General features: G+C 58.7%; 15 protein-coding genes. 10 read left to right on the forward strand and 5 right to left on the reverse strand.

The genetic code is table 11. The annotated features are described in order from the left end of the window. Positions 1-102 precede the first annotated feature (102 nt). Complete coding sequence (pepA, locus tag FNY10_RS16805) at positions 103-1614, reverse strand: leucyl aminopeptidase (RefSeq protein ID WP_100685358.1); 1512 nt, start codon at positions 1612-1614, stop codon at positions 103-105. 391 nt (positions 1615-2005) lie between these two features. Here pepA and lptF point away from each other — a divergent pair, with 391 nt between their 5' ends. After that, a complete protein-coding gene (lptF, locus tag FNY10_RS16810; protein WP_131049444.1) occupies positions 2006-3103 on the forward strand; it encodes an LPS export ABC transporter permease LptF in 1098 nt (365 codons plus the stop codon). Next, positions 3103-4185, forward strand: coding sequence for an LPS export ABC transporter permease LptG (gene lptG, locus FNY10_RS16815; protein WP_100685356.1), 1083 nt, complete (start codon positions 3103-3105; stop codon positions 4183-4185). The genes lptF and lptG overlap by 1 nt, the downstream gene beginning before the upstream one ends. 144 nt (positions 4186-4329) lie before the next feature. On the opposite strand, the gene FNY10_RS16820 is transcribed toward lptG, so the two are convergent. Further along, complete coding sequence (locus FNY10_RS16820; protein ID WP_100685355.1) at positions 4330-5832, reverse strand: helicase HerA-like C-terminal domain-containing protein; 1503 nt, start codon at positions 5830-5832, stop codon at positions 4330-4332. Positions 5833-5930: 98 nt separating this feature from the next. Then, positions 5931-6752, reverse strand: coding sequence for a TIM barrel protein (locus FNY10_RS16825; protein ID WP_131049446.1), 822 nt, complete (start codon positions 6750-6752; stop codon positions 5931-5933). A 351-nt stretch (positions 6753-7103) separates the two neighbouring features. On the opposite strand from FNY10_RS16825, the gene FNY10_RS16830 reads away from it, so the two are divergent. Together FNY10_RS16830 and iolB are read left to right on the forward strand one after the other, a co-directional pair. Continuing rightward, on the forward strand, positions 7104-8609 hold the full coding sequence (locus FNY10_RS16830) for a CoA-acylating methylmalonate-semialdehyde dehydrogenase (RefSeq protein ID WP_131049447.1): 1506 nt from the start codon (positions 7104-7106) through the stop codon (positions 8607-8609). A gap of 18 nt (positions 8610-8627) precedes the next feature. Next, entirely contained in the window at positions 8628-9437 is an 810-nt protein-coding gene (gene iolB / locus FNY10_RS16835) for a 5-deoxy-glucuronate isomerase (protein ID WP_160702445.1), read from the forward strand. A 484-nt stretch (positions 9438-9921) separates the two neighbouring features. Here the strand turns inward: iolB and FNY10_RS16840 are convergent, their stop codons facing one another. Together FNY10_RS16840 and FNY10_RS16845 are read right to left on the reverse strand one after the other, a co-directional pair. Further along, complete coding sequence (locus FNY10_RS16840) at positions 9922-10782, reverse strand: MurR/RpiR family transcriptional regulator (RefSeq protein WP_131049449.1); 861 nt, start codon at positions 10780-10782, stop codon at positions 9922-9924. Positions 10783-10931: 149 nt separating this feature from the next. Next, positions 10932-12845, reverse strand: coding sequence for a bifunctional 5-dehydro-2-deoxygluconokinase/5-dehydro-2-deoxyphosphogluconate aldolase (locus FNY10_RS16845; RefSeq protein ID WP_160702443.1), 1914 nt, complete (start codon positions 12843-12845; stop codon positions 10932-10934). Positions 12846-13372: 527 nt separating this feature from the next. On the opposite strand from FNY10_RS16845, the gene iolD reads away from it, so the two are divergent. The 6 genes from iolD to FNY10_RS16875 all read left to right on the forward strand — a co-directional run bounded on the left by iolD (position 13373) and on the right by FNY10_RS16875 (position 22653). Next, entirely contained in the window at positions 13373-15313 is a 1941-nt protein-coding gene (iolD, locus tag FNY10_RS16850) for a 3D-(3,5/4)-trihydroxycyclohexane-1,2-dione acylhydrolase (decyclizing) (RefSeq protein WP_160702441.1), read from the forward strand. 47 nt (positions 15314-15360) lie between these two features. Continuing rightward, positions 15361-16374, forward strand: coding sequence for a Gfo/Idh/MocA family protein (locus FNY10_RS16855; RefSeq protein WP_100685347.1), 1014 nt, complete (start codon positions 15361-15363; stop codon positions 16372-16374). A 126-nt stretch (positions 16375-16500) separates the two neighbouring features. Next, on the forward strand, positions 16501-17400 hold the full coding sequence (iolE, locus tag FNY10_RS16860; protein ID WP_141965448.1) for a myo-inosose-2 dehydratase: 900 nt from the start codon (positions 16501-16503) through the stop codon (positions 17398-17400). Positions 17401-18023: 623 nt separating this feature from the next. Beyond that, positions 18024-18932 (forward strand): dihydrodipicolinate synthase family protein, encoded by a 909-nt coding sequence (locus FNY10_RS16865; RefSeq protein WP_160702439.1) that lies wholly within the window; start codon positions 18024-18026, stop codon positions 18930-18932. 14 nt (positions 18933-18946) lie between these two features. Continuing rightward, positions 18947-20914 carry a YjhG/YagF family D-xylonate dehydratase gene (locus FNY10_RS16870; RefSeq protein WP_160702437.1) on the forward strand — a complete coding sequence of 656 codons (1968 nt, stop codon included), beginning with the start codon at positions 18947-18949 and terminating at the stop codon, positions 20912-20914. A gap of 359 nt (positions 20915-21273) precedes the next feature. Then, positions 21274-22653, forward strand: a complete 1380-nt coding sequence (locus FNY10_RS16875; RefSeq protein ID WP_100685343.1) for a glycoside-pentoside-hexuronide (GPH):cation symporter — start codon at positions 21274-21276, stop codon at positions 22651-22653. Positions 22654-22664: the final 11 nt, after the last annotated feature.

A 22664-nucleotide genomic window follows, 5' to 3' on the forward strand; every position in this document is an offset into this window, starting at 1 on the left:
ACTTTAAATGCTTAAGCCGGGTGGCGCTGCGCTGACCCGGCCTACAAACGGCATCTTTGCGTAGGCCCGGCAAGCGTAGCGCCGCCGGGCATCAGACGGCAATTACTCTTCGCCAGTAAACCCGGCGCGATTGAGCAGGAACTGCGACAGCAGGGCAACCGGACGGCCGGTAGCGCCTTTCGCTTTCCCGGAACGCCATGCGGTACCGGCGATATCCAGGTGCGCCCAGTTGTACTTACGGGTAAAGCGGGACAGGAAGCAGCCGGCGGTGATCGCCCCGCCAGGACGCCCGCCGATATTAGCCATATCCGCGAAGTTAGACTCCAGCTGATCCTGATATTCGTCGCCCAGCGGTAAACGCCATGCGCGGTCGCCCGCCAGTTCGGATGCGCCGATCAGCTCATGAGCCAGCGGATTGTGGTTAGACATCAGGCCGGTGATGTGATGACCGAGGGCAATCACGCACGCGCCGGTCAGCGTGGCGACGTCAATCACCGCTTCCGGTTCGAAACGCTCAACATAGGTCAGCACATCGCACAGCACCAGACGGCCTTCGGCGTCGGTATTCAGCACTTCAACGGTTTGACCGGACATGGTCGTCAGGACATCGCCCGGACGATAGGCGCGGCCGCCAGGCATGTTTTCACAGCCGGCGAGAACGCCAATCACGTTCAGCGGCAGCTGAAGTTCAGCAACCATGCGCATCACGCCGTAGACCGCCGCCGCGCCGCACATGTCGTACTTCATCTCGTCCATGCCTTCGGCAGGCTTGATGGAGATACCGCCGGAGTCAAAGGTCAGCCCTTTGCCGACCAACACAATCGGCCGCGCATCTTCCGCCGGGTTGCCTTTGTATTCAATCACCGACATCAGCGATTCATTCTGCGAACCGTTGCCGACCGCCAGGTACGAGTTCATGCCCAGCTCTTTCATCTGCTGTTCGCCGATGACGCGGGTGATCACATTCTGACTGTAGGTATCGGCCAGCTGACGGGCCTGAGAGGCCAGATAGGCGGCGTTACAGATGTTTGGCGGCATATTGCCGAGATCTTTGGCCGCTTTGATACCGGCGGCAATGGCCAGTCCGTGCTGGATGGCGCGCTCGCCGCTGGTCAGCTCGCGACGGGTTGGGACGTTGAAGACCATTTTACGCAGCGGGCGACGCGGCTCGCTTTTGTTGGTTTTCAACTGATCGAAGCTGTACAGCGTCTCTTTGGCGGTCTCAACGGCCTGGCGAACTTTCCAGTAGTTGTTACGGCCTTTCACATGCAGTTCGGTCAGGAAGCAGACGGCTTCCATTGAACCGGTATCATTCAAAGTATTAATGGTTTTCTGAATGACCTGCTTGTACTGACGCTCGTCCAGCTCACGCTCTTTGCCACAGCCAATCAGCAGAATACGTTCTGACAGAATATTGGGCACATGGTGCAGCAGCAGCGTCTGGCCAGGCTTACCTTCCAGTTCACCGCGACGCAGCAGCGCGCTGATATAGCCGTCACTGATTTTATCGAGTTGTTCGGCAATCGGGGAGAGGCGACGCGGTTCAAAGACGCCGACTACGATACAGGCACTCCGCTGTTTCTCCGGGCTACCGCTTTTTACACTGAACTCCATGCACTACGCTCCTGAATCTTAAAGACAACGACGGTGGCTACGGATAGAATTGAAAGCTTTCGTAACTCATGTCCGCTGTTGCGGTGACTTCGTGTTAATCTTAACGTTATTACGGCTTTGGTTCGTCAGAAAAAACCTGATATGCGGAACCAGTGAGTCATTTAATCTTAGCGATGATTTCGAAGACCAAAGAGAATAAATGACGTTTAAGCCATGAAACAAGCAATTTTCCAGCAACTGTGCTCTAAATTATTCGCGTTGCAGGAAGGCGGCAAGGCCGTGAACCCTCAGGAACATAGCTAACGATGTGACTGAGGTGAGCGGGTGCAGTCAACGCACCTGGAACGTGAAGAATAACGAGCAAAGACAGGTTTTAACGGGCGTATTTATAGTGATAATCATAAGATATCTGGTTCGTGAGACGCTGAAAAGCCAGTTGGCGATCCTGTTCATCCTGTTACTGATTTTCTTTTGCCAGAAACTGGTCAGGATCTTGGGCGCGGCGGTGGATGGCGATATCCCGACAAATCTGGTGCTCTCGCTGTTAGGCCTGGGCGTACCGGAAATGGCGCAGCTCATTCTGCCCCTGAGCTTATTCCTCGGGCTGCTGATGACGCTGGGCAAACTGTATACTGAAAGTGAAATCACGGTGATGCATGCCTGCGGCCTGAGCAAGGCCGTGCTGGTGAAAGCGGCGATGATCCTCGCGCTGTTTACCGGCGCGGTGGCGGCGGTCAACGTGATGTGGGCTGGCCCCTGGTCATCCCGTCATCAGGACGAAGTGCTGGCGGAAGCGAAAGCCAACCCCGGCATGGCTGCGCTGGCCCAGGGCCAGTTTCAGCAGGCCAGCGACGGCAGCGCCGTGCTGTTTATTGAAAACGTTAACGGCAAACACTTCCGTGATGTTTTCCTGGCGCAGCTGAGGCCGAAAGGTAATGCGCGACCTTCCGTCGTGGTGGCCGATTCCGGCGAGCTGACGCAGAAGAGAGACGGCTCGCAGGTGGTGACCATGAACCAGGGCACCCGCTTTGAAGGTACGGCGATGCTGCGCGATTTCCGCATCACCGATTTTAAAAATTACCAGGCCATTATTGGCCATCAGGCGGTGGCCTCGGATCCTGACGACACCGAGCAGATGGGCATGCGCACGCTGTGGCGCACCGATACCGACCGCGCCCGCGCCGAGCTGCACTGGCGCTTCACGCTGGTGGCGACGGTGTTCATTATGGCGCTGATGGTGGTTCCGCTGAGCGTGGTGAACCCGCGTCAGGGCCGCGTGCTGTCGATGCTGCCGGCGATGCTGCTGTATCTGGTCTTCTTCCTGCTGCAAACCTCGATTAAGTCAAACGGCGGTAAAGGTAAAATCGATCCGATGATCTGGATGTGGGGGATTAACCTGCTCTATTTCGCGCTGGCCGTGCTGCTGAACCTGTGGGATACGGTGCCGATGCGCCGCTTCCGTGCCCGTTTTAACAAAGGAGCGGTGTGATGCAGGCGTTTGGCGTACTCGACCGTTATATCGGTAAGACGATTTTCAACACCATCATGATGACGCTGTTCATGCTGGTGTCGCTCTCGGGCATTATCAAGTTTGTCGACCAGTTGAAAAAAGCCGGCCAGGGCAGCTACGACGCGCTGGGCGCCGGGCTGTATACCATCCTCAGCGTGCCAAAAGATGTGCAGATTTTCTTCCCGATGGCGGCGCTGCTTGGCGCCCTGCTTGGTCTGGGGATGCTGGCGCAGCGCAGCGAACTGGTGGTGATGCAGGCTTCCGGCTTCACCCGTTTGCAGGTGGCGCTGGCGGTGATGAAAACCGCGATCCCGCTGGTTCTGCTGACTATGGCGATCGGCGAATGGGTGGCGCCGCAGGGCGAGCAGATGGCGCGTAATTATCGCGCCCAGCAGATGTACGGCGGTTCGCTGCTGTCGACTCAGCAGGGGCTGTGGGCGAAAGACGGGCATAACTTCGTCTATATCGAACGGGTGAAAGGGAACGATGAACTGGGCGGCGTGAGTATTTACACGTTTAACGACCAGCGCCGTTTGCAGACCGTGCGCTACGCCGCAGCGGCGAAATTCGACAACGACAACAAAGTCTGGCGCCTGTCGCAGGTCGATGAGTCTGACCTGACCGATCCGAAACAGATAACCGGTTCGCAGATGGTCAGCGGCACCTGGAAAACCAGGCTGACGCCCGACAAGCTGGGGGTGGTGGCGCTGGACCCGGATGCGTTGTCGATCAGCGGCCTGCATAACTACGTGACCTATCTGAAATCCAGCGGACAGGACCCGGGACGCTACCAGCTCAACATGTGGAGCAAAATCTTCCAGCCGCTGTCGGTGGCGGTGATGATGCTGATGGCGCTGTCGTTTATCTTCGGCCCGCTGCGCAGCGTGGCGATGGGGGTCAGGGTCGTCACCGGGATAAGCTTTGGCTTTATCTTCTACGTGCTGGACCAGATTTTTGGCCCGCTGACGCTGGTCTACGGCATCCCGCCGATTATCGGCGCGCTGCTGCCCAGCGCCAGCTTCTTCCTGATAAGCCTCTGGCTGATGATGAGAAAAGCGTAGTCATACGGATAACCCGGCCAGGCGCAAGCAATGCCGGGTTTTTTGTGTCTGCCGTTTTATTGGATACCCTCAGCGTTTCGCCCTGTTGCCCTGTAGCCTGGGTAAGGCGCTCGCGCCGCAAGCCGGGAGCGTGCAGGGATTGTGCTAACGGCGTCTTCCTCCCAGTAGACTGCCCAGCATTCCCCGCACCAGTTGATTGGTCACCTGGCGAACCGCGCTTTTAGCGGCCGTTTGTACCAGACCATCATGCTTGCCGCCGCGCGGACCGGTGGTGCCGAACAAAATATCTTTTAGCCCGCCGAGCAACCCGTCGTCATCGCCGCTTTGCTGGCCTTTCACCGGCGGCGAAGCCTGCTGTTCCGTAGCGACCTGCACGCCTTTTTGCAACATTTCATAGGCGGACTCGCGATCGACTTCTTCTTCATATTTGCCGTACAGCGCGGAGTGGTTAATCAGGCCATTACGCTCGTCGTCCGTCACCGGCCCCATTCGTGAGCAGGGGGCGATGACCATCGCGCGCTCAACCACCGAAGGGCTGCCTTTCTCATCGAGGAAGGAGATCAGCGCTTCGCCGGTGCCCAGCTCCTGGATGGCCTGTTCGGTGCTGAAAGCCGGGTTGGCGCGCATGGTCTGCGCCGCGGTTTTTACCGCTTTCTGATCTTTCGGCGTAAAGGCGCGCAGGGCGTGCTGAACGCGGTTGCCCAACTGGCCGAGAACCGCATCGGGAATATCCGACGGGTTCTGCGACACGAAGTAAACCCCTACGGCTTTGGAGCGAATCAGGCGGATCACCTGCTCGATTTTGTCCAGCAGCACCTGAGGCGCATCGTTAAACAGCAGATGCGCTTCATCGAAGAAAAAGACCAGCTTCGGCTTCTCGAGATCGCCCGCTTCCGGCAGGCGCTCGTAGAGCTCCGAGAGCATCCACAGCAGGCTGGCGGCGTAGAGTTTCGGCATCTGATACAGCTTTTCGGCGCTGAGGATATTAATCACCCCTTTGCCGTGCTCATCGAGGCGCATCCAGTCCTGAATATCAAGCATTGGCTCGCCGAAAAAGTGTTCCGCGCCTTGCTGCTCGAGGGTCAGCAGGCCGCGCTGGATGGCGCCGACCGAGGCGCTGCTGATGTTGCCATACTGGTTTTGAAAGGTTTTCGCGTTATCGCCGATAAACTGGGTGATGGCGCGCAAATCCTTAAAGTCGAGCAGCAGCAGACCGCGATCGTCGGCGATGCGAAAGATAATATTCAGCACCCCGGACTGGACGTCGTTGAGATTGAGTAATCGCGATAGTAGCAGCGGCCCGAGGTCGGACACCGTCGCCCGGACCGGATGGCCTTTCCCGGCGAAAATATCCCACACCACCACCGGGTTAGCGTGGGGCTGCCAGTCGGTAACGCCGATTTTTTCCAGCCGCGCCTGCAGTTTCTCCGTGTTTTGGCCCGCGGCGGCAATCCCGGTCAGATCGCCTTTCACATCGGCCATAAAGACCGGCACGCCGATTTCTGAAAAGGACTCCGCCAGTTTTTGCAGGGTGACGGTTTTACCGGTGCCGGTCGCGCCGGTAATCAGGCCGTGACGGTTGGCCATTCCCGGCAGTAAATGCAGCTGTTTTTCCCGCGTGCGGGCAATCAGCAGAGGTGAGCTCATGATCGATTCCTCCATTTATCCTGCGTCGATTATAGGCAAACTGGCCGCAAACCGAGGTGAGAAATCGCTGCATTCGCCTGGCGTGGCGCTGATTTCTCTCAGGCGCAATGGTGTTGAATGAGCGCGATGCTCCGTTCCGTTTCGCGGCGGATATCCTCTTCGCTCCAGGATGCCAGCTCCGGCGCAAACGGTTCGAACGCATACACGCCCCGATAACCCCGGGCTTCGAGACGCTGGATTTGCTCACAGGTTTGCAGCCGATCTTTTGTCGTCAGCATGATACGTTCGTCGTCGGTCAGGTTTTCCCGTGGGCGGGCGTCCTCCACGCCGGAGAGGTGCACCAGACCGATGTCAGCGATATCCACCTGGCTAAGCCCGGCATCTGCCTGCGGATAGAGATAGTGGTGGAAGGTATCAATCAGTAGCTTAAACGGTACCTGCGCATCGCGGATAAGCGCCTGCGCCTGGGCGGCAGAGCGCAGTGAGCTTTGCGGGAAACCCAGCGGTTCAACCAGACCCTGCACGCCGTAAAACGAGAACCGCGGCGACAGATCGCGCAGCGCGTTCAGGGTTTCGCTGGCCGGCACCTCGCTACCATCGTTGAGCGGGCACAGGACCAGCGATTTGGCGCCAATAGCCCTGGCCTCTTGCAACAGCGCTTCGGCCAGGCCGCGCACCTGCTCCGTGCGGCGGTTAAACGGGTACACCGCATTGATGGTCAGAATCTCAATATGATAACGGTCGGCCAGCTCACGCACCTGCTGATGGCTCAGATCGTCGGTCACCTTGCCAGTGGGTAAATCATTACGCAGCTCGACCTTATTCAGGCCAAGACTGTTCACCAGACGGAAAAAGGCCTCGATGCTCAGGGATGGGGCGATCTTGCGATTAAGGCAGAAACGTTGCAGTGCGATAGCCATGCGGCTCTCCTGAATGACCATAGGTTGGGTTTATTCGACCGACTGTAAGTCAAAACATTTATTTCATAATTAGCAATGACTGAAATGGTGAATCTTTGAGCTGCTTCGCAAATAATCGTACTTTCGCTGTCGGAGTCGCATCGGGTGCAGGGGCCGTCGTATCTGAATCTTATCGGGCATGATTTCTTGACGAAGGGTGAGCGCCGCAGCCGGGAAATGCGACGGTCATCACCAAAATAGAATTTCATTCCATATCAATATTGAAATATAAGTTTCATTTTACTACGGTTATAGCACAGCAAAATCGGAAAGGGCCGCAGCGTTGGCCTTCCCACACCATGAGGCGAGAAGATGACGATCACAGGAAACTTTATTGGCGGAAAAACCGTCACCAGCAGCAGCAATGAAACGATGCCGGTGTATGACCCGGCGACGGGCAAGGTGGTGCGCGAAGTCACTTTGTCGACCGCTCAGGAAGTCTCTGATGCCATTCAGGTTGCCCGTGATGCGTTTGAAAGCTGGTCGCGCACCACGCCGTTACGCCGCGCCCGCGTCCTGTTTAACTTTAAAATGCTGCTTGAGCAACATGCTGAAGAGCTGGCGGGAATCATCGTTAGCGAGCACGGTAAGGTCTGGTCGGACGCACTGGGTGAACTGACCCGTGGTCTGGAAGTGGTTGAATTTGCTTGCGGTATTCCGCATCTGATTAAAGGCGAATACTCATCTGACGTCGGCACTGGCGTGGACAGCTATTCGCTGATGCAGCCGCTGGGCGTGGTGGCGGGGATTACGCCGTTTAACTTCCCGGCGATGGTCCCGATGTGGATGTTCCCGCTGGCGCTGGCCTGCGGCAACAGCTTCATCCTTAAACCACCGGCGCTGGCTCCGACGGCCGCAGTACGCCTGGCTGAACTGCTGAAGGAAGCGGGCCTGCCGGATGGCGTCTTTAACGTTATCCATTGCAGCAACGACGATGCCGGGCAGCTGTATACCGATCCGCGTATTGCGGCGGTCAGCTTCGTAGGCTCTTCCGGCGTTGCCGAATATATCTACAAAACCGCCAGCGCCCACGGCAAACGCGTGCAGGCTTTTGGCGCGGCGAAAAACCACGCGATTGTGATGCCGGATGCGGATCTGGATGCCACGGTGAATGCGATTATGGGCGGCGCGTTTGGTTCCGCGGGCGAGCGCTGCATGGCGCTGCCGGTGGTGGTCGCGGTGGGCGATGAAACGGCGGATAAGCTGATTGCGCGTCTGAAGCCGCTGGTGGAAGCGCTGAAAGTCGGGCCGGGATGCATGCGCGGCAACGAAGAGAACGAAATGGGGCCGGTGGTTTCCGATACCCATCAGAAAAAGGTGCTGGGCTATATCGATAAAGGCGCCAGCGAAGGGGCGAAACTGGTCGTCGACGGGCGTAAGCTGCGCGTGCCAGGCTATGATGACGGGTACTATGTCGGCGGTACGTTGTTCGACAACGTGACGCCGGATATGACCATCTGGCGGGAAGAGATTTTTGGACCGGTACTGAGCATTGTCCGCGTGGCGGACTATCGCAGTGCGCTGGAGTTGGTGAACAGCCATGAATTTGGCAACGGCAGCGCCGTTTTCACCAGCAATGGGCACACCGCCCGTGAGTTCGTGCATGATGTCCAGGCCGGGATGGTCGGGGTGAACGTGCCGGTTCCGGTACCGATGGCCTTCCACAGCTTCGGCGGCTGGAAACGCTCGGTATTCGGCGCCCTCAACGTCCATGGTCCTGACGGCGTGCGCTTCTACACCCGAATGAAAACCGCCACCGTGCGTTGGCCGGAAGGGCAGCAAACCGTATCTGAATTCAGCATGCCGACATTAGGTTAATCGGCGAAGGAGAACGCCATGTCGTTACTGGCTAAATCGGGAAAAGAGGGGCAGATCCAGCACATCACGCCGCAAAGCGCCGGCTGGCGCTATATCGGTTTTGATGTGTGGATGCTGAAAAAAGGACAGAGCATGACGCTGGAAAGCGGCGAGCGCGAGCTGTGTCTGGTGCTGGTTGCCGGGCTGGCGTCGGTCAAAACGACGAAGGCCGATTTCCCGGGGCTGGGCCAGCGAATGTCGCCGTTTGAACGTACGCCGCCGTGGGCGGTGTACGTCCCGCCGCAGGATAAGGTGCAGGTGACGGCGGATTCTGACCTTGAACTGGCGGTGTGCAGCGCGCCGGGTAAAGGGACGCTGCCGGCGCGGGTGATTCGTCCGCAGGATGTGGGGGTTGAGCATCGTGGCAAAGGGCGTAACCAGCGTCTTGTGCATAATATTCTGCCGGATAATGCGCAGGCCGACTGTCTGCTGGTGGTGGAGGTGTATACCGACGAAGGCGCCACCAGCTCCTGGCCGTCGCATAAACACGATACCCCGCAGCCGGGGAAAGAGACCCAGCTGGAAGAGACCTACTATCACCGTTTCGATCCGCCGCAGGGCTTCGCCCTCCAGCGGGTGTATACCGATGACCGCAGCCTGGATGCCTGCATGGCGCCTTATAACCACGATGTGGTGATGGTGCCGCGCGGCTATCACCCGGTCGCGGCGATTGCCGGATATGACAGCTATTATCTGAACGTGATGGCCGGGCCGGAGCGCAAGTGGTTGTTTACCTGGGAAGAAGACCACGCGTGGATCAATAGTCTTGATTATCCTCGTCACGACTGACGCATCGTAAGCGTTAACAGGGCCGCTAAGCTCGTGCTTAGCGGCCCTTTTTGTCTGCTGCTGTTCCCCGGTGGCCACCCGGTAATATTCCCCGGTGGCGCTGCGCTTACCGGGGCTACATGGGAGGGTAGCCCGGATAAGGCGCAGGCGCCGCCATCCGGGGGGTTACCCGGTGGCGGAAATGTTCCCCCGCGGGCACCGTTAATATTCTCCCGCAGGCAGCGTTAATATTCCCCGGTGGCGCTGCGCTTACCGGGGCTACGTGGGAGAGTAGCCCGGATAAGGCGCTGGCGCCGCCATCCGGGGAGTTACCCGGCGGTGGAAATGTTCCCCCGCGGGCACCGTTAATATTCTCCCGCGGGCACCGTTAATATTCTCTCGCAGGCAGCGTTAATATTCCCCGGTGGCGCTGCGCTTACCGGGGCTACGTGGGACGGTAGCCCGGATAAGGCGCTGGCGCCGCCATCCGGGAGAGGGGGCGGGGTCAGGCGTGGCTCTGCTGGACTTGCGGTTCATTGCTGCTGCTCAGCGCCAGTGAAACGGCCAGCGTCTGGGCCAGGCACAGAGAGGCCACCTGGGAGCGGAAACCGTCAACCTGCGCTTCACGAACCACAAAGCAGACATCGCTGAAGGCCGCGAGTGGACTGACCTGGCTGTCGGTAATCGCAATCTGCCGCGCTTTGCGCTGGGCGCCCAGCTCAACCAGCTCGACAACTTCACGCGCGTAGGGCGAGAAGCTCACGGCGACCACCACATCTTTCGGTCCCACCAGGCTCAGTTGTTCGGTGAACATGCCGCCGAGGCCATCGATCAGAAACGCTTTACGGTCAAGATGACGCAGCGCATAGGTCAAATAGGAGGCGACGCTAAACGAGCGGCGCAGACCAATCACATAGATATTCTCCGCCTCCGCCAGCAGAGCGACCGCGCGCTCGAGCTCATCGCCAGAAGTCTGCATCGCCAGCTGCTGCAGCGCCTGAGTATTCACCATGGTGAACATATTGAGAATTTCAGTCGGTGTTTCCGGCGGCGACGTTTCATCATTGGTGGTCTGGCGGAACAGGCGCGCGCGTTCGGTATAGTTAGCGGTCTCTTCCATCAGATGCTGTCTGAACATCTGTTTCATTTCGTTAAAGCCGCTAAAACCGAACGCATTGGCGAAACGGATCAACGTCGATGGCGGGACATCCGCCTGCTGGGCGATGGAGGCGACGGTGTCGAAAGCGACGCTATTACTGTTATCCAGAATATAGCGAGCCACCTGTTTTAAGCGTTTGCTTAATGTATCGTAGCGACGCCGGATTTCATCCTGCAGGATGGTCAGTTGGGTCGGATTATTGGCCATAGATTGCGCTCTGAGAAAATGAAAGGAATATAACTTCCAGTGTACCAAATGAAGCGAATTTTTCATTTTTTGCGATGAAATACGCGATTCATTTCACGAAGAAACAGAAAAAAACCCGCACCGGGAGATGCGGGCGGGTTTTATCGCGGTTAACCGCGGGCTTCGCGCCAGTAGTCGATGAGCGTCAGGTAGTTGCGTTTCACCTCGCCAATCAGCGCCTCATCGCTCAGCTCGCCCGCCATCCAGCGCCGTGAAGGCTGGCCAAAGATGGTGCGCCCGACGGCGAAGCCTTTGATGATCGGGTGGCTGGCGGCCTCGGCAAACCCGGCGCGCAGCCGATCTGACGGCGCATCGAGGCCGAGGAGCAGGATCCCGCGACACCAGGGATCTTCGCGCGCGATAAGGTCAGCTATCTTTTCCCAACTGGCGCCGGAGAGCGGCGGCAGTTTCCACCAGTCTGGCTGAATGCCGAGCCGGTAAAAATGTTCCAGCATCGTGTGATAGTGGCGCTCGTCTTTATCCGGGCCGTTTTCCGGCAGGATCACCTCCAGCAGCAGCTCGTGCCCGGACTTGTTGCAGGCCTGCCAGACTTCCAGCAGCAATGCATCCTGCTCCGCGCGCAGCGGCGCCGGATCTGCCGGATGATAGAAGACCAGGCATTTCACCACATGCTCCAGCGGCCAGTCGATCAGCTGAGATCCAATGTTGCCGTGCTCCAGACGCAGCGGGCGCGAACCCGGCAGCTCGACCGGACGACCAATCCACCAGCCTTTGCCAGTAATGGCGTTCAGCGCGCTCTGACCGTAGGTGCCGTCGGCGAGAATACCGCTCCGCTGTTCCAGCCCCGCCTCTTTGGCGGCGGCTTCGGCGGCGGCCAGCAGCAACAGCTTAAGGCGGGGAATAGAGGCCGGATCGCACCCGGTTTCATCGGCCAGATCGGCCAGCTGTTTACGATGATCAAAAGCGAAGATGCACAGTTCCGGCCACGGCTGGCGGCGACTGGTGACGCGGTGTAAATGGTTTAAGCGCGCGTCGATATCCGGACGCGGGACGGATTCCGCCCGCAGCAGATAATCATCCAGCTCGACTTTGGTCGGCATCGCCGGCGCACAGCCGTGACGCGAAACCACCAGCGCGCCGCAGGCATTGGCGTAGCGACAGGCCTGCTCCCAGCCTTCGTCATTCAGCCAGCCGCGCAGCAGACCGGACATAAAGGCATCCCCCGCGCCCAGCACGTTGAGTACATCGACCCGCACCCCCTGCTGGAGCGGAATGCCGTCCCAGCTATCGGGAATATCGCCTTCCAGCACCACGCAGCCCATTGGACCCCGTTTGCAGACCAGCGTCGCTTTGGTTGCATGGCGGACATTTTTCAGCGCGGTCAGCGTATCGGTGCTGCCGCCGGCGATATGGAACTCCTCTTCTGTCCCGACCACTAAATCGAACAGATGGAGCACTTCCTGAAGCTGACTGGTGACCGGACCGGATTCGATGAAACGCGTTTCACCGTCTCCCAGCGAGGTCAATCCCCACAGCACCGGGCGATAATCGATATCCAGCGCGGTGCGCAGGCCGTGACGGCGGGCGTACTCCAGCGCCTTCAATACGGCCGCACGGGTGCTGGCATGAGAAAGGTGGGTGCCCGTTACCGCCAGCGCACGGGAAGAGGCGATGTACTCCTCATTAATATCCTCAGGCACCAGCGCCATATCGGCACAATTATCACGGTAAAAAATGAGCGGGAAGGTCTCCTGATCTTTAATTCCCAGCATCACCAGCGCGGTGAGACGTTGTTTATCCGTGATCAGGTATTCGGTATCGACCCCGGCCCGGCTGAGCGTTTCGCGTAAAAAACGGCCATTATGCTCATCGCCGACGCGCGCCAGCATGGCAGATTTTAATCCCTGAATGGCGGTGCCAAAGGCGACGTTGCCGGAAGATCCGCCCAGATATTTAGAGAAACTGGCAACATCTTCTAGCCTTGCGCCAATCTGCTGGGCATAGAGGTCGACAGCCACCCGGCCAATACAGATGACGTCGAGCCGCTTTACTGCTGCATTCATAGCTAGGGTTTCCTTTTACATATCTGCTGTACGGAAGGGTCGGAATGCCGACAAGGTCTCCACACACAGCCTGAGGGTGAACGGTTATTCCTAGTTTGAGAAATAAATATTTCATTTGCAAATGAGATCGAAATTAAAAAACCAAAAGTGTGAGGGATCTACCACTCTGCCGCGCCAGGCCCCGTTCGGCAAAGGATCGGCGGCGCGGGTGACACCTGGTGCGACATGGTCCGGTGAGAGCCTGCTTTATACATGATTTTAAAAGGGATATTTAAGCGGCGATGCGCCCTGAGCGGCCGAGGGCGGGGCGGCTGACGGGCGTGAAACGGGTGAAACAGGGAGAGAGTTTGATCCCTCTCGCAAAATGAAATATTTTTTCTGTATTTATATTTAATGAAAAAAATGTTTGCCTATAATCCAGAGGTATTCCAGTGGACGTTAACGATTTCCCGCAGCTGTGACAAGCGTGTAGCACGGGGAAAACGCGCTAACCCACACACAAATACTGAAAATAAGGATTGTGCAAGATGGGCAAACTGAGACTGACAGTGGCACAGGCGCTGGTGAAGTTCCTTGATAACCAGTTTCTCGAAGTCGATGGCGAAGAGCATAAATTCGTAAAAGGTATTTTCGCCATCTTCGGCCACGGCAACGTGCTGGGGCTGGGCCAAGCGCTGGAACAAGACAGCGGCGAAATGCGGGTCTACCAGGGGCGCAACGAACAAGGTATGGCGCATGTCGCCACCGGTTTTGCCCGCCAGTCTCTGCGCCGCCAGATCATCGCCTGCACCTCCTCCGTCGGTCCGGGCGCGGCCAATATGATTACCGCCGCCGCGACGGCCACCGCCAACCGCATTCCTCTGCTGCTGCTGCCCGGCGACGTGTTTGCTACCCGTCAGCCGGACCCGGTGCTGCAACAGGTTGAACAGAGCTATGACCTGAGCATCAGCACCAACGACGCCTTCCGGGCCGTCAGCAAATACTGGGACCGCATCACGCGCCCGGAACAGCTGATGAGCGCCTGCATTAATGCGATACGCGTGCTGACCGATCCGGCGGAAACCGGCGCCGTGACCCTCTGTCTGCCGCAGGATGTGCAGGGCGAGGCCTGGGATTATCCCGCTTCCTTCTTTGCGCGCCGCGTGCATCGGCTCGATCGCCGCCCGGCCAGCGCCGCCCAGTTGGCGGATGCGGTCGCGGCCATTAAAGCCAGCCGTAAGCCGCTGATTATCTCCGGCGGCGGCGTGAAATATGCCGGTGCCGGCGAGGCGTTGTCCCGCTTCGCCGAACGTTATGGCGTGCCCTTCGCCGAAACCCAGGCCGGGAAAGGGGCGGTGGTCTCCTCGCATCCGCTGAACGTCGGCGGCGTCGGGGAAACCGGCTGCCTGGCCGCCAATCTGCTGGCGAAAGAGGCCGATTTGGTTATCGGTATCGGCACCCGCTTTAGCGATTTCACCACCTCATCAAAATGGCTGTTCCGGCACCCCGGCGTGCGCTTTCTGAACGTGAATGTCAGCAACTTCGACGCCTGGAAACTCGACGGCATCCCGCTGCTGGCCGATGCCCGCGAAGCCCTGACGTCGCTGGACAGCGCGCTGGCCGACGAAGGCTGGCAGGCGGGCTGGGGCGCGCAGATCGACAGCGCTCAGAGCCGCCAGCTGCAAGAGACTCAGCGCGTCTATCAGGCCGTCTGGCAGGAAAAGGCTTTTGTCCCTGAAATCGATGATGCCCTCGATCGCGAGTCGGTGTACCGGGAATTTCGCCAGATAACCGACTCCACGCTGACCCAGAGCAGCGTGCTGGGGGTACTCAATGAGACGCTCGCGGCGGATGCGGTGATTGTGGCGGCGGCGGGCAGCTTGCCTGGGGATCTACAGCGCGTCTGGCGCAACCGGGCGCCCAACACCTATCACGTAGAGTACGGCTACTCCTGCATGGGCTATGAAGTGAATGCCGCGCTGGGCGTGAAGCTGGCGCAGCCGCACAGCGAAGTCTATTCCCTGGTCGGAGACGGCTCTTTCATGATGCTGCACTCTGAGCTGGTGACCTCGTTGCAGGAGCAGGCGAAGATCAACGTTGTACTGCTCGACAATATGGCCAACGGCTGTATCAACAACCTGCAGATTGGTCACGGTATGGGCAGCTTCGGCACCGAGTTTCGCTATCGCTCAGCGGAGAACGGGCAGCTGCGGGGCGGCCTGATGCCGGTCGATTTCGCCACCATTGCGGCGGGCTATGGCTGTAAAACCTGGCGCGTCACTACCCTGAGTGAGCTGCGTCACGCCCTGGAGGCCGCGCGCCGCGAGACGGTCAGCACGCTGATTGATATTAAAGTGCTGCCGAAGACCATGGTGCATTCCTACGGCAGCTGGTGGAACGTCGGCGTCGCCCAAACGGCCTTGTCAGAACGTATTCGTAAAGTTGCTGAAATGATTAATGAAAAACGCGCCGAAGCGCGCGATTACTAAAACAGAATACTCACCTTGAACTCTACAGAATCACGGAGAAAACCACTATGTCACTCAAATTAGGTGTCATCGGCGCTGGCGCCATCGGTAAAGAACATATCCGTCGTTGCACCCAGGTCTTACAGGGCGCCACCGTGGTGGCGGTGTCCGATATCAATGTGGAGAGCGCGCGTGCGGCGGTGGCGCTGCCGGGCGTGCAGGCGGAAATCTACACCGACGGCCACGATGTTATCCAGTCCAGCGATGTCGACGCTATCCTTGTTACTTCGTGGGATCCGACGCACGAAGAGTATACCCTCGCGGCGATCGCCGCCGGCAAACCGGTGTTCTGCGAGAAACCGCTGGCGATGAGCGCGGAAGGCTGCCGTCGCATTGTCGATGCGGAAATGAAAGCAGGCCGTCGGCTGGTGCAGGTCGGCTTTATGCGCCCTTACGATGAAGGCTACCTGGCGCTGAAAAAAGTCATTGATGATGGCGATATCGGCGCGCCGCTGATGCTGCATTGCGCGCACCGTAACCAGTCGGTCGGTGAGAACTACACCACCGACATGGCGATCACCAACACTCTGATCCACGAGCTGGATGTGCTGCGCTGGCTGCTCAACGATGACTATCGCTCGGTACAGGTGCGCTTTCCGCGCTCCACCTCCCACACCCATCCGCGTCTGAGAGATCCGCAGATTGTCTCCTTCGAAACGCGTAAAGGCACCCTGATTGACGTCGAAGTGTTCGTCAACTGCCAGTACGGCTACGACATCCAGTGCGAAGTGGTCGGGGAAACGGGGATTGCCCGTCTGCCGGAGCCGTCGGCTATCCAGATGCGTAAAAGCGCCAACCTGTCGACCGCGATCCTCACCGACTGGAAAGATCGTTTCATCAAAGCCTACGACGTGGAGCTGCAGGCCTTTATCAATGATGTGAAAGCCGGCCAGCTGCAGGGACCGTCGGCGTGGGACGGCTATGCGGCCTCCGTCGCGGCCGATGCCTGCCTGCAGGCGCAGGAGAGCAGCGAACCGGTCGCGGTGACGCTGCCCGAGTGCCCGGCGTTCTACCAGCGCTAATCGACACTCTGCTTACGCAACGGTCAACGCTCGCGCGCCGTCCGGCAAACCGGCCGGTCGCGACGGGCATAAACCTCTCGAAGATAAATCGCCGCGTCACCAGGATGCGGCGGCAGGAGCAATCTTATGAACCAAGATAACGTCAAGCTGGCCATCGCCCCGATTGGCTGGACCAACGATGATATGCCTGAGCTGGGCTGCGAAAATACCTTTCAGCAGATTGTCAGCGAAATGGCGCTGGCGGGGTTTAGCGGCAGCGAAGTGGGCAGCAAATATCCGCGCGATCCGGCGGTGCTGAAGCCGATGCTGGATATTCGCGGCATTCAGATCTGCAATGCCTGGTTCAGCACCTTTTTTGCCAACGGGCAGCGGGAAAAGACCATCGATGAGTTCGTGAATCACATGAATTTCCTGCATGCGATGGGGGCAAAAGTGATTGGCTGCTCCGAGCAAAGCGGCAGTATTCAGGGGCTGGAAAAACCGATTATCGGCGAGGCAAAACCCTGCTTTAGCGAGGAAGAGTGGCAGCGTGTCGCCGAAGGTTACAACACGCTGGGGCGCCTGGCCGCCGGGAAGGGCATGCAGGTGTGCCTGCACCATCATATGGGGACCGGTATCCAGACCACCGCAGAGATCGACAAATTTATGTCGCTGGTCGATGACAACGTCTTCCTGCTGTTTGACACCGGACACGCCTGGTATTCCGAAGGGGGCGAAGCGCCAATGCTGGCGATCCTCCAGAAATACCTGCCGCGTATCAACCACGTGCACCTGAAAGACGTACGTCCGCCGGTGATTGAACAGGTCCGTCGCGAAGGGCTGTCGTTCCTTGATGGCGTGAAAAAGGGCACCTTCACCGTGCCTGGCGATGGCGTGATTGATTTCCGTCCGGTGTTCAAACTGCTGGATGATTTTGGCTACAAAGGCTGGATGGTGGTTGAAGCCGAACAGGATCCCGCGCTGGCTAACCCCTTCGAATATGCCCTCAAAGCGCGAAAATACATTCGGGAAACGGCAGGAATCTAATCGTTGATCCACTTTCAGGCCACACCGCGCTGTGGCCTGTTTTTTTCCGCTTTACGTGCCGCGCCATAAACGCGTCCATACCAGGCTAACACCTCGATCATTCCACTCGCCCAGCCCTTCGCCTGCCATGCGGGCCGCATCGCGAATACAGCGTCTCCTGCAATCCAGAAACCTCCCCCGGTGGCGCTGCGCTGACCGGGGCTACGTGGGAGGGTAGCCCGGATAAGGCGCTGGCGCCGCCATCCGGGGTTCCCGCCACCGGGGGGACTCGGTGGCAGTGGAAATATTTCCCGCGGGCAGCGTTAATATTCCCCGGTGGCGCTACGCTTACCGGGGCTACGTGGGAGGGTAGCCCGGATAAGGCGCTGGCGCCGCCATCCGGGGGGCCGCCATCCGGGGAGGGACCCGCCACGGTCAGTCGGTGCCGGTGCGTAACCCGGGGGAGGTGGGGGCCGGGTTGTCGCGCGGATAGGGTGTTGCAGCATTTTGTGATCCAGTCTGAAAAACGTGCACTTGCGTCCATCGCCCCATTTACCTTCTCTTTGCCGGCGGCATAGTATGGTCATTAAATAAAAGAACACTGTTCTATAATGTAGAACAAGGTAATTCAGCAAGGAGATCTCATGCCGCAAACCGTGCAGTTTTCGGGGATTATTCCGCCCGTCTCCACCATTTTTACCGCCGATGGCCAGTTCGATAAACCGGGCACCGCCGCGCTGATCGACGACATGATCGCTGCGGGCGTCGATGGCCTGTTCTTCCTCGGCAGCGGCGGGGAGTTCTCGCAGCTCAACGCCAGCGAGCGCAAAGCCATTGCCGCCTTCGCCATCGCCCACGTCGACCGCCGGGTGCCGGTGCTGATTGGCACCGGCGGCACCAACGCCCGGGAAACCATCGAACTCAGCCAGCACGCGCAACAGACCGGCGCCGACGGGATCGTGGTGATTAACCCCTATTACTGGAAAGTCTCTGAGCCCAATCTGATTCACTACTTCCAGCAGGTGGCCGACAGCGTCACGCTGCCGGTGATGCTGTATAACTTCCCGGCCTTGACCGGCCAGGATCTCACACCCGCGTTGGTCAAAACTCTCGCCGACTCGCGCAGCAATATTGTCGGCATCAAAGACACCATCGACTCGGTGGCTCATCTGCGTAGCATGATTGAGACGGTGAAACCGGCGCACCCGCGCTTTGCGGTGCTGTGCGGTTTCGATGACCACCTGTTTAACACCCTGCTGCTGGGCGGCGACGGGGCCATCTCGGCCAGCGGTAACTTTGCCCCGCAGATCTCGGTGAAGCTGCTGCAGGCCTTCCGCGACGGCAACCTGGCGGAAGCCGGGCGCTACCATCAGACGCTGCTGCAGATCCCGCAGTTGTACCAGCTGGATACGCCGTTTGTGAATGTGATTAAAGAGGCGATCGTGCTGTGCGGGCGGCCGATCTCCACGTATGTGCTGCCCCCGTCCTCTGCGCTGGATGAGGCGAAAAAGAGACAGCTCAAAACGCTGCTACAGCAGCTCAGACTCTGCTAAACCGGAAAATGAAGATGGCAATAGAGACGATTTTCACTCCCCAGGATGATGCGTTTTATGCGGTCATCACCCATGCAGCCGGTCCGCAGGGGGCGCTGCCGCTGACGCCGCAAATGCTGATGGAATCGCCGAGCGGCAATTTGTTCGGGATGACGCAAAACGCCGGCATGGGCTGGGACGCCAACAAGCTCACCGGTAAAGAGGTGTTGATTATTGGCACCCAGGGCGGGATTCGCGCCGGCGATGGCCGCCCGGTAGCGCTGGGCTACCACACCGGCCACTGGGAAATTGGCCTGCAGATGCAGGCGGCAGCCAAAGAGATTACCCGCAACGGCGGGATTCCTTTCGCCGCCTTCGTCAGCGACCCGTGCGATGGCCGCTCTCAGGGTACGCACGGCATGTTCGACTCGCTGCCGTACCGCAACGATGCGGCGATCGTGTTTCGGCGGCTGATCCGCTCGCTGCCGACGCGCCGGGCGGTGATCGGTGTCGCCACCTGTGATAAAGGCCTGCCGGCCACGATGATCGCCCTGGCGGCGATGCATGATCTGCCGACGATTCTGGTGCCCGGCGGGGCGACGCTGCCGCCGACCTTCGGCGAAGACGCCGGTAAAGTCCAGACCATCGGCGCGCGCTACGCCAACCATGAGCTGTCGTTGCAGGAGGCCGCCGAACTGGGCTGTCGCGCCTGCGCTTCGCCGGGCGGCGGCTGCCAGTTTTTAGGCACGGCGGGCACCTCGCAGGTGGTGGCGGAAGCGCTCGGCCTGGCGCTGCCGCATTCGGCGCTGGCGCCATCGGGACAGGACGTCTGGCTGGAGATCTCTCGCCAGTCGGCGCGGGCGGTGAGCGAACTGGATAATCGCGGCATTACCACGCGCGATATTCTGACCGATAAGGCTATCGAAAATGCGATGGTTATCCACGCGGCGTTCGGCGGTTCGACCAACCTTCTGCTGCACATCCCCGCCATCGCCCATGCGGCGGGGTGCACCATTCCTGATGTCGCACACTGGACGCGAGTCAACCGCAACGTCCCGCGGCTGGTCAGCGTGTTGCCGAACGGGCCGGACTACCACCCGACGGTGCGGGCTTTCCTCGCCGGCGGAGTGCCGGAAGTGATGCTGCACCTGCGCGATCTTGGCCTGCTGCATCTGGATGCGATGACGGTGACTGGGCAGACGGTGGGGGAAAACCTCGACTGGTGGCAGACTTCCGAGCGGCGTGAAAAATTCCGCCAGTGTCTGCGCCAACAGGACGGCGTCGATCCGGATGATGTGATCCTCCCGCCGGCGCGGGCGAAAGCCAAAGGCCTCACTTCCACGGTCGCCTTCCCGGTCGGCAATATTGCGCCGGAAGGATCGGTGATCAAAGCCACGGCGATCGATCCGTCGGTGGTGGGCGACGACGGCGTGTATCGCCATACCGGACGGGCGCGGGTATTTGTCTCTGAGGAGCGGGCGATCAAGGCTATCAAAAACGGCGAGATCGAGCGGGGCGATATTATGGTGGTGATCGGCGGCGGACCGTCCGGCACCGGCATGGAAGAGACCTATCAGCTGACCTCGGCGCTGAAACATGTCTCATGGGGGAAGACGGTGTCGCTGATCACCGATGCCCGTTTCTCCGGCGTGTCGACCGGCGCCTGCTTCGGCCACGTCGCCCCGGAGGCGCTGGCGGGCGGGCCCATCGGCAAGCTGCGCGATAACGATGTCATTGAGATCGTGGTCGACCGTCTGGCTTTAACCGGCAGCGTCAACTTCATCGGCACGCCACAAAAGCGGCTGACGGCGCAAGAGGGGGCGGCGGAGCTGACGGCAAGAGCGCCGCATCCCGATCTGCACGCCCATGATTTTTTACCCGACGATACCCGCCTGTGGGCGGCGCTGCAATCGGTCAGCGGCGGGACCTGGAAAGGCTGTATATACGACACAGATAAAATTATCGAGGTTATTAACGCCGGTAAAAAAGCACTCGGTATTTAATTAATTTCAGGTTCAATGTCGTCTGCGGAAATATTCCGCGGACGGCTTTTTTGTGCCTGCGTTAAATACATTTTTGGCTATGTTATATTTTTTATAACCATTTAAAAATCAAGACGAAAAAATATTATCACCTTCCCTTTTTTATAACGATGGCAATCACAAAAACCAAAAAACATAATTCATAAATTAAAAATGGCCATTGCCGTAAAAATGCACATCTTCTTACACTCTATTAACACGAAAACGTGAACAGTAAGCACACGGATCATGGGTGATTTCCTGACGTTGCAGCGGGTACGTATTCCCTTTTCAGGTCCCTGACCTTTGCGCCATTCCACTCATTGGGGTTGGGGATAAATATGCAATTAACCATGAAAGATAAAATCGGCTACGGGCTGGGCGATACCGCGTGCGGTTTCGTCTGGCAGGCGACGATGTTTCTGCTGGCCTATTTCTACACCGATGTGTTTGGCCTCTCCGCCGGTATTATGGGGACGCTGTTTTTGGTTTCCCGCGTGCTGGATGCCGTCACCGATCCGCTGATGGGGCTGCTGGTGGACCGCACCCGTACCCGCTACGGTCAGTTCCGCCCGTTCCTGCTGTGGGGCGCCATTCCGTTCGGCATCGTCTGTATGCTGACCTTCTACACGCCGGACTTTTCCGCGCAGGGCAAAATTATCTATGCCAGCGTGACCTACATTCTGCTGACGCTGGTCTACACCTTCGTTAACGTCCCCTACTGCGCGATGCCGGGGGTGATTACGGCAGATCCGAAAGAGCGCCATGCGCTGCAATCATGGCGCTTTTTCCTCGCCGCCGCCGGGTCGCTGGCGATTAGCGGGATCGCGCTGCCGCTGGTTGGCTTTATTGGCAAGGGCAACGAACAGACAGGCTATTTTGGCGCGATGTGCGTGCTGGGGCTGATTGGCGTGGTGCTGCTGTACGTGTGCTTCTTCACCACCAAAGAGCGCTACACCTTCGATGTGCAGCCGGGCGCATCGGTAACGAAAGATCTTAAGCTGCTGTTCGGCAATACCCAGTGGCGCATCATGTGTGCTTTCAAAATGATGGCGACCTGCTCCAACGTGGTTCGCGGCGGGGCCACGCTCTACTTCGTGAAATACGTGATGGACCATCCGGAGATGGCGATGCAGTTCCTGCTCTACGGCAGCATCGCCACCATGTTCGGTTCGCTGGCCTCTTCGCGCCTGCTGGGACGCTTCGATCGGGTGAAGGCCTTTAAAGCGATTATCGTGATTTACTCCCTGATTAGCCTGCTGATTTTCGTCACTCCGGCTGACTATATCGCGCTGATTTTCGCGCTCAACATCGTCTTCCTGTTCGTCTTTAACACCACCACGCCGCTGCAATGGCTGATGGCCTCAGACGTGGTGGATTACGAAGAAAGCCGCAGCGGGCGACGTCTCGACGGGCTGGTTTTTTCCACCTATCTGTTCAGCCTGAAGATTGGCCTGGCCATCGGCGGCGCGGTCGTGGGCTGGATTCTGGCCTACGTGAACTACTCCGCCAGCAGCAGCGTGCAGCCGGTTGAGGTATTAACCACCATCAAAATCCTGTTCTGCGTGGTGCCGGTGGTGCTCTATGTCGGCATGTTCATCATGCTCTCACTGTACAAACTGAGCGATGCCCGGGTGGAGGCCATCAGCCAGCAATTACGTCAACATCGCGCGGAGCAGGAAGAGGATGTTTCTGCCGCCGCTGCCGCGACATCCCATTAAGCAGGAGGCAA

The sequence above is a fragment of the Klebsiella sp. Lac1 genome, assembly GCF_009825425.1.
Classification (GTDB): domain Bacteria; phylum Pseudomonadota; class Gammaproteobacteria; order Enterobacterales; family Enterobacteriaceae; genus Klebsiella; species Klebsiella electrica.